Annotated in this window: 13 protein-coding genes; 9 read left to right on the forward strand and 4 right to left on the reverse strand. The window is 56.2% G+C overall.

The window, feature by feature from the left end:
- Positions 1-65: 65 nt before the first annotated feature.
- The 3 genes from Q3Y58_RS09180 to Q3Y58_RS09190 all read left to right on the forward strand — a co-directional run bounded on the left by Q3Y58_RS09180 (position 66) and on the right by Q3Y58_RS09190 (position 3,269).
- A complete protein-coding gene (locus Q3Y58_RS09180) occupies positions 66-761 on the forward strand; it encodes a gamma-glutamyl-gamma-aminobutyrate hydrolase family protein (RefSeq protein ID WP_319622006.1) in 696 nt (231 codons plus the stop codon).
- 460 nt (positions 762-1,221) lie between these two features.
- Positions 1,222-2,565: a Ppx/GppA phosphatase family protein gene (locus Q3Y58_RS09185; RefSeq protein WP_319622007.1), complete on the forward strand. Its 1,344-nt coding sequence runs from the start codon at positions 1,222-1,224 to the stop codon at positions 2,563-2,565.
- Entirely contained in the window at positions 2,562-3,269 is a 708-nt protein-coding gene (locus Q3Y58_RS09190) for an RlmE family RNA methyltransferase (RefSeq protein WP_274217030.1), read from the forward strand. The genes Q3Y58_RS09185 and Q3Y58_RS09190 overlap by 4 nt, the downstream gene beginning before the upstream one ends.
- 38 nt (positions 3,270-3,307) lie before the next feature.
- On the opposite strand, the gene Q3Y58_RS09195 is transcribed toward Q3Y58_RS09190, so the two are convergent.
- Positions 3,308-4,738, reverse strand: a complete 1,431-nt coding sequence (locus Q3Y58_RS09195; protein WP_319622008.1) for an MFS transporter — start codon at positions 4,736-4,738, stop codon at positions 3,308-3,310.
- A 337-nt stretch (positions 4,739-5,075) separates the two neighbouring features.
- Between Q3Y58_RS09195 and guaB the strand changes: the two genes are divergently transcribed.
- Positions 5,076-6,578, forward strand: coding sequence for an IMP dehydrogenase (gene guaB, locus Q3Y58_RS09200; protein WP_274217028.1), 1,503 nt, complete (start codon positions 5,076-5,078; stop codon positions 6,576-6,578).
- A gap of 582 nt (positions 6,579-7,160) precedes the next feature.
- Here the strand turns inward: guaB and Q3Y58_RS09205 are convergent.
- Positions 7,161-7,349 (reverse strand): hypothetical protein, encoded by a 189-nt coding sequence (locus Q3Y58_RS09205; protein ID WP_274217027.1) that lies wholly within the window; start codon positions 7,347-7,349, stop codon positions 7,161-7,163.
- A 420-nt stretch (positions 7,350-7,769) separates the two neighbouring features.
- On the opposite strand from Q3Y58_RS09205, the gene Q3Y58_RS09210 reads away from it, so the two are divergent.
- Together Q3Y58_RS09210 and Q3Y58_RS09215 are read left to right on the forward strand one after the other, a co-directional pair.
- Complete coding sequence (locus Q3Y58_RS09210; protein ID WP_274217026.1) at positions 7,770-8,432, forward strand: OmpA family protein; 663 nt, start codon at positions 7,770-7,772, stop codon at positions 8,430-8,432.
- Between the two features lie 254 nt (positions 8,433-8,686).
- Complete coding sequence (locus tag Q3Y58_RS09215) at positions 8,687-9,985, forward strand: RsmB/NOP family class I SAM-dependent RNA methyltransferase (RefSeq protein WP_319622009.1); 1,299 nt, start codon at positions 8,687-8,689, stop codon at positions 9,983-9,985.
- Between the two features lie 11 nt (positions 9,986-9,996).
- Here Q3Y58_RS09215 and Q3Y58_RS09220 read toward each other — a convergent pair whose 3' ends face one another.
- Entirely contained in the window at positions 9,997-11,274 is a 1,278-nt protein-coding gene (locus tag Q3Y58_RS09220) for a tetratricopeptide repeat protein (protein WP_319622010.1), read from the reverse strand.
- Positions 11,275-11,577: 303 nt separating this feature from the next.
- Between Q3Y58_RS09220 and Q3Y58_RS09225 the strand changes: the two genes are divergently transcribed.
- From Q3Y58_RS09225 to Q3Y58_RS09235, 3 genes are all read left to right on the forward strand, one after another.
- The gene (locus Q3Y58_RS09225) at positions 11,578-12,069 is read left to right on the forward strand and encodes a MarR family winged helix-turn-helix transcriptional regulator (RefSeq protein ID WP_319622011.1); all 492 of its coding nucleotides are present in this window, start codon (positions 11,578-11,580) and stop codon (positions 12,067-12,069) included.
- Between the two features lie 126 nt (positions 12,070-12,195).
- A complete protein-coding gene (gene guaA, locus Q3Y58_RS09230; protein ID WP_319622012.1) occupies positions 12,196-13,743 on the forward strand; it encodes a glutamine-hydrolyzing GMP synthase in 1,548 nt (515 codons plus the stop codon).
- A gap of 296 nt (positions 13,744-14,039) precedes the next feature.
- The gene (locus tag Q3Y58_RS09235; RefSeq protein ID WP_319622013.1) at positions 14,040-14,462 is read left to right on the forward strand and encodes a VOC family protein; all 423 of its coding nucleotides are present in this window, start codon (positions 14,040-14,042) and stop codon (positions 14,460-14,462) included.
- A gap of 74 nt (positions 14,463-14,536) precedes the next feature.
- Here the strand turns inward: Q3Y58_RS09235 and Q3Y58_RS09240 are convergent, their stop codons facing one another.
- Positions 14,537-15,034: a DUF4405 domain-containing protein gene (locus Q3Y58_RS09240; protein ID WP_319622015.1), complete on the reverse strand. Its 498-nt coding sequence runs from the start codon at positions 15,032-15,034 to the stop codon at positions 14,537-14,539.
- Positions 15,035-15,102: the final 68 nt, after the last annotated feature.

A 15,102-nucleotide genomic window follows, 5' to 3' on the forward strand; every position in this document is an offset into this window, starting at 1 on the left:
CTACCTCAGGTCACAAACTCTGTCGAACCGCAACATGTCAGAAAGGAACTCACATCGCTAGGCACATGATTGGAAAACGACCGCCCATTGGCATCACAACTTCACAGAAGTCCGGCCGCACTCTCTGGGTGTTTTCGTGGTTGGCGGTGTTTCTTGCAGGCGGAAAGCCTGTGAAACTCATGCCGGGTTCCGAGAAGCGTATGAGTACCTGCGATGGCTTTCTAATTACCGGAGGCAGCGATATCAACCCGGACCTCTACGGTCACAAAAACACCGGGAGCCACTTTCTCGACCACCCGCGTGATCAACTGGAACTGTCTGTGGTCAAACACGCAAGCGCCGAGAACAAGCCTCTTCTTGGCATTTGCCGCGGCGCGCAAATGATCAATGTCGCGCGGTCGGGAACGCTCCACCAGAATGCTCGCGACATCTATGAGGGGTTCCAACCAACCGAGAGCCTTCTGGCGAAGGTCTTCTCACGTCGGTTCATTGAGGTTGAGCCAGCCACGTTGGTAGCGCGTACCTTCAAGGGCGATTTGCGCCCGCGTGTAAACAGCCTGCATCGCCAATCGGTGCAAACGCTGGGGCGCGGACTGCAGGTGTCTGCGCGCGATGCTCTTGGCATGGTACAGGCGCTGGAATCGGAACAGGGGCAGGAGCAGTTTGTGCTCGGCGTCCAGTGGCATCCCGAGCTCATCTTGTACCGCCCTTCGAGCCTGCGCATGTTCCGCGCGTTGGTCCGCGCTGCGCAAAACACCTGACCTTGCCTAAGCGGTTGTTTGGGCGCCGCAGTTATTGAACCGCTACTCGCCTCACAGTGGCAAGCAATTTGCTTTGTACCACCGGAAAGCGCCCATTGCCCTTCCTCGTTTCAATCCCTAATATGAAGGTAACTTGAAATGACATGAGCTACCGGCTTACGGCGGCTCCACAAAGGCATAGTACTTGAGCAAAACGGGTGACGATTCCTCTGAAGCCAGAGTGAAGTCGTCCGGCGCAAAAAGCGGCCACTACGCCACAAGAAGGCGCAGGCGGCAGAGAAGAAAGAGTGGCGGGGAGGCCAATCATCAGGCACCCCCTCAAGTAACAGTCTCTCCAAGTGCATCTGGGGAGAAGGTATCTTCGCGTCCGGAAGGCATTAAACGCCAGAGGAAAGCGCGTAGGCAAAAGCCCAATCGGGCCGAACGTCGGGCGCTCGCAAACCAAAGCAGAAGCTTGCCGGTGGTCCATGTGGAGCCGGACGGCACCTCTGTGCATATTGAAACGCCTCCTGCACCGGTTCCTGAACCAGAGCGGCAAGAGCGTCCAAAGGCAAAAACTCAGGAAAATCGCAGCAAGCAGGACCCTTACGGGCCGAGGCGCAAGCCCCGTCCAAACGATGAGCCGCGCCGCGACGGTGACACCCGCAAAGGGGGGGCACCCAACAGTCAGTCTTATGGCAAGGACAGGTTCTGGAAAGCTGGCAGAGAGGGTAAACAGCCATACCCACCTCAGGTGGGTGGTCAGCAGGGCCTCTATAAAGCCAATGGACACGTCAAGGAGCTTTATGCGGCGTTGGATCTGGGCACGAACAATTGCCGCCTGCTGATTGCGCGCCCGGAGCAGCGTGGTTTCCGCGTGGTGGATGCCTATTCACGCATCGTCCGGCTCGGCGAGGGGGTGGGGTCTTCCAAGCGCCTGTCTGATGCGGCAATGGAACGGGCCATTGAAGCCCTGAAAATTTGCCGCCAGAAGCTCGATGAGCGCGGTGTCAAACGGTCCCGCCTCATTGCCACCGAAGCCTGTCGGGCAGCGGACAATGGCGAGGAATTCATCACCCGCGCGCGTGACGAGGCGGGGCTCGATCTAGAGATCGTTTCCCAGGAAACGGAGGCCAGGCTTGCCGTTGCCGGCTGTGTTTCACTTGTCGATCCAGATGCCGATGGTGTGCTCCTTTTCGATATTGGCGGCGGTTCCTCAGAGATCGTGTGGTTGGATCTGCGCAACCGATACGGTGCCCGCGGCTTTGCGCTGACCCGGTTCATCCGCACCTGGATTTCGCTTCCTGTGGGTGTTGTGAACCTTGCTGAGCGCCATGGCGGGAAGAATGTGACTTCCGATCTGTTCGAAGCCATGATACAGGACGTCGCCGAGAAGCTGGAAGCATTCCCGCTGAGCCGCGAGCTGTCTCGCGCCATTGAAACGGGCAATGTTCATATGCTTGGAACCTCTGGAACGGTGACCACACTGGCCGGGGTTCATTTGGAACTCAAGAGATACGATCGCCGCCGTGTCGACGGGGCTTGGATGGACAGCGAAGACGTGAGCGCCATGGTCGGCAAATTGCTCGCCATGTCTTACGAACAGCGCGTCCTCAACCCATGTATTGGTGAGGATCGTGCCGATCTTGTGCTTGCAGGCTGCGCCATTTTGGAAGCCATTCGCCGCAAATGGCCATGTCAGCGCCTTCGGGTGGCCGACAGGGGATTGCGCGAAGGCATCCTCATGGAGATGATGGCCTCAGACAAGGTCTGGCGCGGTGGACAGAACAAACGACGCAGCGGTGTTGGAAAGGAAAAAAGATGAGTGGCAACACCAGTGGTCGCGGACGTGGGGACCGAAACATGTTCACGCGCGTCAAGACTGCGCGCAAACGTTCAAATTCTTCAACGCTTTGGCTGCAACGCCAGTTGAATGACCCCTATGTGCAGAAGTCAAAGATTGATGGCTATCGCTCCCGTGCGGCTTACAAGCTGCTGGAGATCAACGAAAAGCACCAGCTCATCAAGCCGGGAATGCGCGTCGTTGATTTGGGTGCCGCGCCGGGCGGTTGGTGTCAGGTGACTGTGCCAATTGTCGGCTCTACGGATGATGAGCCGCTTGTGGTTGGCATCGACTATCTGGAAATGGAGCCCATCCCGGGTGTTGTCTTGTTGCAGAAGGACTTTCTGGACGATGATGCACCGGAAATGCTGATGGATGCTCTGGGTGGTCACCAACCCGATATGGTTATGTCCGACATGGCGGCACCAACTACTGGCCATCGCCAGACGGATCACCTGCGCACCACCTATCTGTTTGAAGTTGCCATCGACTTTGCTCGCCAGAACTTGGCAAAGGACGGTCTGTTCCTGTCAAAGGTGTTTGCTGGCGGGGCGGAATCCTCTCTTCTTCAGGAACTCAAAAAGGAGTTCAAGTCGGTCGCCCACATCAAGCCACCGGCCAGCCGCAAGGAAAGCCCAGAGATGTACATTCTCGCCAAGGGCTACCGGGGCAACAACCAGCGCTAACCCAAAAGGCCGCCGTGAGCGGCCTTTTTCATGCCCTTTCATCGGCTGTCTGACGGCGGACGAGCTGCGCCGCCCACGGTGGCGGGCTGGTGCTGTGAAGCCTCGGCTCCGGCGCCGGGGTCAAGACGCGCGAACTCCACAATCGACAGCAGGATGATCCCCGAGATCGCGGCGAAGGCCAGAGAAAAATCGACAGCTGCCAATTCCGTTCCGCCTCGCAAGGACTGGAAGGCATAAAGGAAGATGGCCCCCGCACCCACGCCCATGGTCAAAGAGAGCTGCTGCGCCATGGAGCTGAAGCTGGTGGCACGGCTCATTTGCGCATCATCCAGTTCCGAGTAGCCCACCGAATTGATGGCGGTAAACTGAAGTGAGCGGAAGAAGCCGTTGAAGAACAGCACGATGAAGATCGCGATCGCAGAGGTCTGCGGGCCAAAGAACACAACCATCGCCATCAAGAGGGTGACCAGCACCGTGTTCCAGATCAGCACCTGACGAAAGCCAAACCGCGCAAGGGTCTTGGTGGCGAAAATTTTCATGAACAGTGCGCCTAGGGCGGTGGCAACCACGAGCATGCCCGAGGCCAGCGGAGACTTGCCAAAGCCTTCCTGCAGCATCAAGGGCATGAGAAAGGGAAAGGCACCGGTACCCATGCGAAACAAGGTGCCGCCGACCACGCTGGCGCGGAACACGGGGATCTGCAGAAGATCCAGCTCCAGCATCGGGTTGGAGACGCGCTTGGCATAAACCACATAGAGCGTGAAGGCGATCATCGCGCCAACGGCAAGGGCGAGTGTAAGAGGGGCAAGAGGGCCGAATTGCAGCAGGCTTTCGATGCTCAAAACCAGAGCAACGGCCCCTGCGCCAAACACCACAAAGCCGATCCAGTCAAATCGCTGTTGTTCTTCCGCCTTGAAGTTCTCGAAGTAAATCAGTGCCATGATTACGCCCACGACACCGATGGGAATGTTGATCCAGAAAATCCAGTGCCAGGTTGCATAGGTCACCAGAAACCCGCCAAGCGGTGGGCCAAGTACAGGGCCCACGAGGGCAGGCACGCTGACCCAAATCATGGCCTGCACCATTGCGCTGCGCGGTGCTGAACGCAACAGCACCAGGCGGGCAACCGGTAGGGTCAAGGCACCTGCCATGCCTTGGAAAGCGCGCGCAACAAGAAGCTGTGTCAGGTCCTGTGACAGAGCACAGGCTATTGAAGCCAACATGAAGGAGATCAGCGCACCGATGAAAACCGGCTTGGTGCCAAAGCGATCTGCAATCCAGCCGCTGATGGGAATGAACACTGCCAGCATCAACAGGTAGATCGACATGGTCATGTGCATGGAAACCGCAGACACGCCGAAGTCCCGGCTGATTGCGGGCAGGGCCGTTCCAAGAACAGTCGCATCAATCATGTTCAACATGAGGGCGCAGGAAACGATGAGGGCGATGAGGCGCAGGCGAGGCGTCACGGAAGGTCTCTTTTTGGTTATATGAGCTTGAAGCTGCTATGGAAGGCCAATCAAGCCTAAGTGAGTCGGCACTGCGCGCCTAGAAGGGGGCTGTCGGCGCATGGCTGCCATGCATCCAGTGGCATCAACTGCGCAGTACTACCTGCAATGCGGGCACAGGTCGCTCGCCTGCCAGTGCACCTTACATGAAATATTGCAGGGGGTGTCTTTTCAAGGTCGCAATCCCGTGGTAATGACCCGCGTCAACTTCTCTAGGCAGAGCTGGTTCTATCAGCAATCCATTTCGCTCCTCCCGAGATGGAAAGAGTGCCGCATACGACACGAAGGGAAATTGGCAATGCCGAAATTTTTTGAGCCTTCATTCGGTCAACAGGCGTTGACTTTTGATGACGTGCTCCTGTTGCCTGGTCACTCTGAAGTGATGCCAGGTCAGGTAGATCTCACCTCACAGATCAGCCGCAATATCAGCCTGCGTCTGCCGATCCTTTCAGCCGCAATGGATACGGTTACCGAGGCACGCCTGGCAATTGCCATGGCACAGGCTGGCGGCATCGGCGTAATCCATAAGAACCTGACCGCAGAACGTCAGGCCGAGGAAGTTCGTCAGGTAAAGAAATTCGAAAGCGGTATGGTGGTGAACCCACTGGTCATTGGTCCGGAAGCAAGCCTCAAGGACGCATTGGACCTGATGGACGCTCACCGCATCTCAGGTATTCCGGTTGTCGAAAACGGCAAGAACGGTGGCTACTACACCGGCCGTCTCGTCGGCATTCTCACCAACCGCGATGTCCGTTTTGCGTCGGACCCAAGCCAGCGCGTGTTTGAGCTGATGACCCGCGAAAACCTTGTGACCGTTAGCGAAAACGTCAATCAGGAGGAAGCAAAGCGCCTTCTGCATCATCACCGCATCGAAAAGCTGCTGGTGGTTGACGCTGCTGGCAACTGCATCGGTCTGGTGACGGTAAAGGACATCGAAAAGGCCACATTGAACCCGAACGCTTCAAAGGATGCGCAGGGGCGTCTTCTTGTAGCTGCTGCCACGAGCGTCGGCGATGAAGGCATGAAGCGCGCAGAAGGGCTCATTGATGCTGGCGTTGACCTTCTTGTGGTTGATACTGCGCATGGCCACTCTCAGGCAGTGCTCGATACGGTAGCTCGCGTGAAGAAAAACCACAGCAACGTGGAAGTGGTTGCCGGTAATGTGGCAACCCGTGAGGGTACAAAAGCCCTTATTGACGCGGGTGCAGACGGTGTGAAGGTCGGCATTGGTCCAGGGTCCATCTGTACCACACGTATTGTTGCAGGTGTGGGTGTGCCTCAGCTCACCGCGATTTTGGAATGCGCTGATGAAGGCGCGAAGCTGAACACGCCAATCATTGCAGACGGCGGCATCAAGTTCTCCGGCGACATGGCCAAGGCTTTTGCAGCAGGTGCATCCGGTTCCATGGTGGGCTCGCTTCTCGCTGGTACCGAAGAAAGCCCGGGTGAGGTCTACCTCCACAAAGGCCGTTCCTACAAGGCGTATCGCGGCATGGGTTCCGTTGGTGCCATGGCACGTGGTTCTGCCGACCGTTATTTCCAGGCGGAGGTCAGCGACAAGCTCAAGCTGGTTCCAGAGGGAATTGAAGGTCAGGTTCCATACAAAGGGCCGCTGCTCAGCGTACTGCACCAGCTTGCAGGCGGTGTTCGTGCTTCCATGGGCTATGTCGGTGCGCCGACCATGGCTGAGTTCCAAGAGCGCGCGCAGTTCGTTCGCATCTCTGGCGCATCCTTGCGCGAAAGCCACGCTCATGATGTGACAATCACCAAGGAAAGCCCGAACTATCCTGGCGCTGTCTAAGCGAGTTGTGAGATAAAAGATCAAGAGGGTCGGCTGATACGTTCAGCTGGCCCTTTTTTGTCTCTAGCGCCCAAACCCGGGGAGCCAAAGAGGGTGGGTGTGGCGTCCCCGGGAAAGAAAAAGCGCTAGCTTTCTCTTTATGGTTTCAGCTTCAGACTGTGATTGACGTCTTAGCGGTATGTGGCACTTCCGCCATAAGCTGGAAACCAGCCTGCACAGAGCAATCAGCATCTCCCTGAGTGCTGCAGCAAATAGGGGTGGCGATGCGATGCAGAGTGCATGGCATCACCCTTATAAGTTGATTCCTGTTCATTTGAACCCTCTTTCTAGAAAGAAAACCACCTATTGGCGATAGAAGATTTAAGCTGAATTTTAGTCTTAAACTATTATCTTTTTTGGCTTTACTTGCCCTGGGCTGCGCATTCAGGGCCAGAACAGTCACCCGGACGCAGCTTTGTGCATTGCTTTAGGTTTCAAATGAACAGACAGGCGGCTGTGCCAAACAAAAACGGCTGTGCCCGGCAAGAGTGGGGGCGCAGCCGTTTTTGTTCTACGCTTAGAGGCACCGGTTTCAGGAACCGTTCAGTGGTTGTCGATAAGATCCTTGCCAATGTGCGGCGCCAGCGCGTACCACGCCTTGTCTATGAAGTAAGCGAGTACCAGCGCCAGTACGATGCCGCCGCTTTGCCATGTCACATAAAGACAGAACGTGATGACCAATGCGGCGAGTGCCAGAATGAAGGTGGCTTCGGGGGAATATCTGCTCTGCATAGCTTATCCAGTCTTCAAGTCATGGACCAAGTTGACTTGGTATCTTCTGCCGGTGGACTGCGACGATAATGTTCGCATGCCTCAGTGGCGGAAACGGGGCCATTCACAACACACACTATCGTTCTAATCTAGCCTATTCTTTGCCGAATGCTTCTCGGCAATTGGTTTGAAGACTTTGGATGAAAGGCCATTCAATGGGCAACAGCTCTGGCTTTTCAGAGACTTGTTTGTTGGAAAAGGTCCCGAAATGGGTCAACTCTGCGTCAGCTCGCGATCAAATCCGGTGGATTGTTATCTGCGGTCATTATTTGTCGCGCTCTGGATGCTATCAGTTGCCGCATTCGATTCGACCGATCTAGCGGGTAGGGTGCTCTGAATGTCCCGATATCCGCGAAGGTCTCTGCGGAATTCTGGGCAAATATGATGAAAAAACTTACACAAGTGACTATCGCGGCAGCGCTTGCTTTGTCTGTTGCAGCTTGTACGACGACCGACCCGTATACCGGGCAGTCTGGCGTTTCAAATACAGCTGCAGGCGTTGGTATCGGCGCGCTCGGCGGCGCTGTTGTTGGTGCAATCGCTGGTGGTAGCGATCACCGTGCAGAGGGCGCGCTCATTGGTGCAGCAGCTGGCGGTCTCGTTGGTGGCGGTATCGGTGCCTACATGGACCAGCAGGAAGCCAAGCTGCGTCAGCAGCTGCAGGCAAGTGGCGTTTCTGTTACCCGCAGCGGCAACGATATCATTCTGAACATGCCGAATGATGTGACTTTCGGAACCAACGAAGTGGCTCTGAGCGGACGTGCCATGCAGGTGCTCTCCAGTGTTGCTCTGGTTGGCAAAGAGTTTGACCGCACACGCTTGAATGTCCTCGGTCACACGGACAACACCGGCTCTGAGAGCTACAACATCCAGTTGTCTCAGCGTCGTGCCAATTCGGTCTCCGGTTACCTGATGAACCAGGGCATCGCTCCTCAGCGTTTGACCGCTTACGGCTACGGTTTCTCCCGCCCAATCGCGACAAACAACACCGAGCAGGGGCGTGCGCAAAACCGCCGCGTGGAAATCGTCCTGACGCCGCTATAAGCAGCGGTTTTTCGGAGCTAACTGATTGGGCTCGCCGCAAGGCGGGCCCTTTCTGTTTTGCAGAATGCCTTTCATATCGCCAGACTCAAACATTCCTCGGATTTTCTTGGGTTATAAGGCGCTGTTACTATAGACAGGCAGAGGCTTGCTGCATTAAACGCAGGGGCGATTGAACGATTGATCGCGGCGCTCCGGCGCGCGAACGGTGCCTTGTCGAAAGCATCGATGTACCGAGATGAAGATTAGGATTTTTTATGCGTGATGGTGGGCGCCTTGCTGCGGCGATTGAGGTCTTGGCTGAGATTGAAAGTCGCAGACGGCCTGTACAGGAAGCTCTGAAGGACTGGGGGAATTCACATCGTTTTGCAGGGTCTGGCGACCGCGTCGCCATTGGCAACCTTGTGTTCGATGCGCTCCGCCATAAGCTTTCATATGCTCACATCATGGGTGAGAGCACGCCGCGGGCTTTGGCGTTGGCGACCTACGTGATTGGTTGGGGGAATGCCGTTGAGCAGCTGGAAAGCGCGATTGAGAGCGACCCTCATGCTCCAGAGGCCCTGAGCGAGGCAGAGCGCACCGCGCTTACCGAGCAGGATCTGTCTGCTGCACCTGATCATGTCGTTGCAGATGTGCCAGAGTGGTTGTTCAGCCGTTTTGCGGCCGCTTTTGGCGAAGAAGCGATTGCCGTAGGCAAGGCCCTGTCGCAGCGTGCGCCAATTGATATGCGCGTCAACACGCTGAAGAGTACCCCTGAAAAGGTATTGAAGCGCCTTTCTCACCTGAATGCTCAGCCCAGTGGCTTGTCCAGTAACTGTGTTCGGCTGGCACCGGTAACCGGTCCCAAGAAGTCGCCGCATGTTCAGGCAGAGGAAGGCTTCCGCAAGGGGTGGTTTGAACTGCAGGACGAAGCCTCTCAAATCGCAGCGCTTCTTGTTGGCGCTCAGCCGGGAGAGCAGGTTCTCGACCTGTGTGCAGGCGGTGGCGGCAAAAGTCTCGCGCTCGCAGCCAACATGGATAACAAGGGCCAGATTTACGCCTACGATGCCAGCAAGCTACGCCTTGCCCCGCTTTATGAGCGCATGACGCGGGCGGGTGTGCGCAACATTCAGGTTGTCGATCCGCAAACAGGCTCTTTGGATCAGCTCAAGGGCCGCATGGACCGTGTCATGGTAGATGCACCTTGTTCCGGAACGGGTGTATGGCGTCGTCGCCCGGATACAAAGTGGCGTGTAACGGAAAATGCCCTTGCTGGCCGCATCGAAGAGCAGCGAAAAGTGCTGGCCCATGCTGCCGAGTTCGTCAAGAACGGCGGTATCATGGCTTACGCCACCTGTTCATTGTTGCCGGAAGAAAATCAGGATCAGGTGCAGTGGTTCCTTGATAACCACAGCGAGTTTGAAGCACTGGACATGCGTCTTGAATGGGCCAAGCTGTTCGGCAATACGGAGCGGCACCCATTGTTCCCGGAGGATGGCACCCATGCAACGCTGTCCCCTGCGCATACGAACACAGATGGCTTCTTCATCTCGTTGATGCGAAAGAAAGCAGACTAAGCCTTCAAGGCTTAGTCTCGTCTTGGCTCCGCCTCCTGTGGCGGTTCATCAAGGGGCAGTTCATCCTCGTTTTCTGCCTCTCGGGCCGGTACAACAGTTACCGGCTCATCTGTTTCCGGGTGGCGGAACTCGTACTCCACTTCCTCGCGGTCCACACTGGCATCTGCTGTGTCAAGCGCGGTGGCTTCTTCCTCGCTCTCAACAGTCTCTGCAACAGTTTCGCTCTGGCCCAGAGTGTCCTGCGGGCGACCGGTAATGCCGCGCGCTGCCAGGTCTTCAATGGCCGCGATGGCGGAATGCGTTGCTTCGGGTACAGTGCCGCCGGTGTTCAGTGAGGTCAGGACAGCGCGGGCGGCGTCTTGCGCATCGGCGGCGGCGAGGGCGGCTCCCAAAGTGTTGCAAGCCTCGCGGCTTTCGGGAACTTGGCGCCATGCAGCGGCTGCGTGGGCAACGGCCATGTAGACTTCGCCATGACGACGCTCTGCCACGGAAAGGTGGAGCAGAACCTGCACGTTGTCCGGTTCTATGGCCTGCGCAATCTCAAAGGAAGAAATCGCGCGCTCATAGTCCCCCTCCATGATGTGTGAATGGCCGAGGCTGAGAAGAACATCAATGTTGCTCGCCTGCAAACCATGGGCATGTTCAAGATAGGTGCGGGCTTCTTGTGGCTTGCCGCGGCGGATCAAGATTTTCGCCAGTCCCAGCAAGGCAGGCACATAGGAAGAATCGATCCGCAGCGCAGTGCGATACTTTAAAACAGCGGTCTCCTGATTGGCCTCTGTTGAACAGGCGTCCGCATAGACCGTCAGCGCCGCTGCGCTTTTGGGAAGCAGTTTGACCAGTGCCTGCGCAGGAACAAGCGCATCCTTGTGGTGGCCCAGCTGCACCAGAATGGAGGCAAGTCCATAAAGGGCGTTCCGGTTGTCCGGTGCTTGTTCCAGAACCTGAACGAAAGCGTCCTGAGCCTGTTCCAGATAACCCAGTAGCAGCAGACAGTTGCCCATGTTGCTGCGCGCGGCAACATCGTCAGGCCGGGTGAACAGCACCTTGCGCAGATGAACGATCGCTTCTCGCAGCTCTCCGGCACGCATCAATGCAGTCGCCATACGGTACAGAATGTCGATGTCATCCGGGTACCGGCTGATTAGGTCGCGATAGAGGGGCAGAGCGTCTTCATAGCGACCGCTTTGCTCCAGGGAGGAGATCTCGTCCAGTGCGCGTTGGATCTGCGCGGAGCGTTCATCACCGGTCGTATAGGCCATCAAGTTCTGGTCCTTGTCGTCTGCCATTCTGCCGATCCTTTAGGTTCATCTGGCTTCCTGCGTTGGAAAGCAAATGGTAACCATGTTCGAATCATGAATTCATCTGATCGGTAAAACGGTAAGGCTTTGTAAATACTCCGTCAAAGACGTCTGTAATCAACAACAACAGTGCATATCACCGCCGTCAAGTACTCACTGGTTTCAACTGTGGATCTCTGCAATCCGTGAGCATTTGCGAATATGAGTTGCCTGCACCAGAGCCTGACTGATATCACCGCCGTGAAGAGTTCCGACCCCATCCCACGGTCCAAGGCGTATCCGGTAAGAAGTATGTCCGAAACAGATGACTTGTTTTCGTTTTCACAAGGCAGCCTTTTTGAAGGCGAACGCGGTCTTGATTTGGAGAACTTTCTCCCAGTCAAACTGATCTGGGCGGGCCGCAAGGTGGAGCGGTGGCTCCAAGAGCGTTTGCAATCGACCTACGACCTAACCATTCCGGACTGGCTGGTTCTCAACGCGTTGATGAAGCAGGATAACGTCTCCGTCAAGCAACTGGGGCCGAGCATTCACCTCGATACAGTAGCCGTTTCTCGTGCAACGAAGCGCCTTGCAGACCGGGAGCTGGTGATCAAGGACCCCAACCAGAAGGACCGCCGCTTGGTGGTTCTGGTGCCCACGGATGCTGGCAAGGGCGTGATTGACGAGATTGATCGTGACCTGAAAGATTTCGAGCAGGGAGTTCTGCGCAAGCTTGCCAAGCTCGAGCGCAAACACTTGGGCCAGCACCTTGCAAACCTGAGCGAGCCTAAGGCTAAACGCTAAGGGTTGCAGCGCCACAATGCCGACTGTCCCGGCAATCCTGCGAAATGTCGTGCATCGTCGTCGCATTCGGTGTTTTTTGCATGGAAAGAGGTTCAAAAATGCTCAGTAACGGAGTAAGAGCAGCCCATGACTGACCGCATCCTTATTATTGACTTCGGATCTCAGGTCACACAGCTGATTGCCCGCCGCGTGCGCGAGTCAGGTGTTTACTCCGAGATCGTACCGTTCCAATCTGCTGAAGCCGCTTTCAAGGAAATGAATCCAAAAGCGGTCATTCTGTCAGGTGGTCCGGCTTCCACCACGGAAATGGGGAGCCCACGCGCACCCCAGATCGTATTTGACGCTGGCATCCCGGTTCTGGGCATTTGCTATGGCCAGCAAACCATGTGCGCCCAGCTTGGCGGCGAAGTTGAAAGCTCAGATCACCGCGAGTTTGGTCGTGCTTTCATAACAGTCAAGAAAGACAGCGCGCTGTTTGATGGCATCTGGGAGATGGGATCCGACCATCAGGTCTGGATGAGCCATGGCGACCGCGTCAACAACATCCCTGATGGGTTTGAAGTGATTGCGGCGTCGGAAGGCGCACCATTTGCTGCCATTGCGGACGAAACCCGCAAGGTCTATGGCGTGCAGTTCCACCCGGAAGTGGTGCACACGCCCGATGGGGCGAAGCTGATCGAAAACTTCACCCACAAGATCGCAGGCTGTTCCGGCGATTGGACCATGGCAGAATACCGTCAGCAGGCGGTTGAGGCGATCCGCGCTCAGGTGGGCGAGGGACGCGTTATCTGTGGTCTTTCCGGCGGTGTTGACAGTTCCGTCGCTGCGGTTCTGATCCACGAAGCCATTGGTGACCAGCTGACCTGCATTTACGTTGACCATGGGCTTATGCGCCTCGGCGAGAGTGAACAAGTGGTCTCCATGTTCCGGGATCACTACAATATTCCTCTGGTTCACGTTGATGCTGCAGACCTGTTCATCGGCGAGCTGGAAGGCGAAACCGATCCGGAGATCAAGCGCAAGACCATTGGCCGCCTCTTCATCGAAGTCTTCGAGGCAGAAGCCAAGAAGCTGGGCGGTGCCGAGTTCCTTGCGCAAGGAACGCTTTATCCTGATGTGATCGAGAGTGTCTCTTTCACCGGCGGTCCTTCTGTCACCATCAAGTCTCACCACAACGTGGGTGGTTTGCCAGAGCGCATGAACATGCAACTGGTTGAGCCTCTTCGCGAGCTGTTCAAGGACGAAGTTCGTGAACTGGGCCGTGAACTTGGTTTGCCGGAAAGCTTCATTGGCCGTCATCCGTTCCCTGGGCCAGGTCTTGCGATCCGCTGTCCCGGCGGCATAACCCGCGAAAAGCTGGATATTCTGCGCCAGGCTGATGCCATTTACTTGGACGAGATCCGCAAGGCGGGCCTTTACGATGCCATTTGGCAGGCGTTTGCTGTGCTGCTTCCGGTCCAGACCGTTGGCGTCATGGGCGATGGCCGCACCTACGAGTATGTCTGCGCCCTGCGTGCGGTCACCTCTGTGGACGGCATGACCGCTGACTTCTACCACTTCGACATGAATTTCCTAGGCCGTGCGGCAACCCGCATCATCAACGAAGTTCGAGGCATCAACCGGTGTGTCTATGACATCACGTCGAAGCCTCCCGGAACCATCGAGTGGGAATGATCACAGGCTATGCATCTGCCGCTGTGAAACAGAATAAGATAGCAATTAAGCCCATGTTTTCATGGGCTTTTTTGTTTTGTGGCAGATAGTCTCCAAAGAGGGGCGCTCCTCGTGCCTGCTGCCAAATTGGTGTTGGCTTTCATGCTTGGGGATGGGGAAGCAGCGTTCGCGTTCAGCGAAAGCAGGCCTGCGCTTCATCAGGTTGCTCGCTGTGACAACCTTTTAATGTATCCATGATTGGACGCCCCGCGGTGCGTGCATTAGACTCCGCCTCATCAGAGTTGAGGAGGGGTATAATGAAGATACAATCGATCGCCGGTTTTGCGACCATCACCAAGGATCCAAAGGCAAGCGCGAAACTGTACAAAGAGCTTCTTGGTTTGGAGCTGCAAGCCCAAGAAGACTATCTTTTCATGGACAAGTTTCCGGGCAGTAATCACTTTGGTGTCTGGCCGCTCAAGATGGCAGCCAAGGCTTGTTTCGGAACGGAAGAATGGCCTGAAGAGTTTCCTGAGCCGACATCGACAGTTGAGTTCGAGCTTTGCTCGCCTGAAGAAGTATCCTCCGCAGTTTCCGAGCTTCAGGCCAATGGGCAAAAGTTCATTCATGGCGCCATTACAGAACCATGGGGGCAGACTGTCGCTCGGTTCATCAGTCCGGAAAATGTGCTGGTGGGTCTGAGCTATGCGCCATGGCTTCACGACGAGAAGGCCGGGTAAGCGGGGCGTCAGGTTCAAAGCGCCGCAAATGCCCGTGTTTTAGGCCATCTGCTGAGCGGACCGGCTGTTTGTTCCTAAGGCAAGGCGACAGCGGAAATCATGGCTCTTCCGCCTTCTTTGCCTGAGGCCTGTGCGATTTCCAAGAGCGATTGTTCCGTGTCCGTCACGGTAAAACCCTTGGCCGTGAGGCGTGCGGCCAGTTCTTCCGGGGCAAGATCATAAATGGCGGCCACCTCAGAGACTGTGCTGTCTTGTAGGGCGGTCAATGTCACCGTCAAAGGATTGGAAGCGTTCTCTGCCATCACGGAGGGAAGGGTCATGACCGTGGCCAAACCCAATGTCAGGCAAAGCGGCACCCACACCACCTTGCGCCGAAAATACATTTTCATTGGCAACCAGTTCTTCCAAAGGTGCAGGGTAACAGGCACCAGAAGAAGCAAGGCAAGCCATTCGTGAACAAAGGCAAAACCAGCCGGTGCAACATGGAAAAACATGGTCACGCCTGTGATCGCCGTGACCATGAACAAAGCCAGCGTAAACAACGTGCCGTAGGTTTTTAGAGTGGAACTCATGGGAGGCTCCCTTCGCTATGCAATTGGATTTGCGAGGGAACCTAACAGGAAGATGTCCTTTAACTGTG

The sequence above is a fragment of the Nesiotobacter zosterae genome, assembly GCF_033843645.1.
Lineage (GTDB): Bacteria > Pseudomonadota > Alphaproteobacteria > Rhizobiales > Stappiaceae > Pseudovibrio > Pseudovibrio zosterae.

Bases quoted from the DNA above. Each gene is read 5' to 3' on its own strand.
- Q3Y58_RS09180 (WP_319622006.1), top strand. From the start codon at position 66: ATGATTGGAAAACGACCGCCCATTGGCATCACAACTTCACAGAAGTCC.
- Q3Y58_RS09190 (WP_274217030.1), top strand. From the start codon at position 2,562: ATGAGTGGCAACACCAGTGGTCGCGGACGTGGGGACCGAAACATGTTC.
- guaB (WP_274217028.1), top strand. From the start codon at position 5,076: ATGCCGAAATTTTTTGAGCCTTCATTCGGTCAACAGGCGTTGACTTTT.
- Q3Y58_RS09205 (WP_274217027.1), bottom strand. From the start codon at position 7,349: ATGCAGAGCAGATATTCCCCCGAAGCCACCTTCATTCTGGCACTCGCC.
- Q3Y58_RS09210 (WP_274217026.1), top strand. From the start codon at position 7,770: ATGATGAAAAAACTTACACAAGTGACTATCGCGGCAGCGCTTGCTTTG.
- Q3Y58_RS09215 (WP_319622009.1), top strand. From the start codon at position 8,687: ATGCGTGATGGTGGGCGCCTTGCTGCGGCGATTGAGGTCTTGGCTGAG.
- Q3Y58_RS09220 (WP_319622010.1), bottom strand. From the start codon at position 11,274: ATGGCAGACGACAAGGACCAGAACTTGATGGCCTATACGACCGGTGAT.
- Q3Y58_RS09225 (WP_319622011.1), top strand. From the start codon at position 11,578: ATGTCCGAAACAGATGACTTGTTTTCGTTTTCACAAGGCAGCCTTTTT.
- guaA (WP_319622012.1), top strand. From the start codon at position 12,196: ATGACTGACCGCATCCTTATTATTGACTTCGGATCTCAGGTCACACAG.
- Q3Y58_RS09235 (WP_319622013.1), top strand. From the start codon at position 14,040: ATGAAGATACAATCGATCGCCGGTTTTGCGACCATCACCAAGGATCCA.
- Q3Y58_RS09240 (WP_319622015.1), bottom strand. From the start codon at position 15,034: ATGAGTTCCACTCTAAAAACCTACGGCACGTTGTTTACGCTGGCTTTG.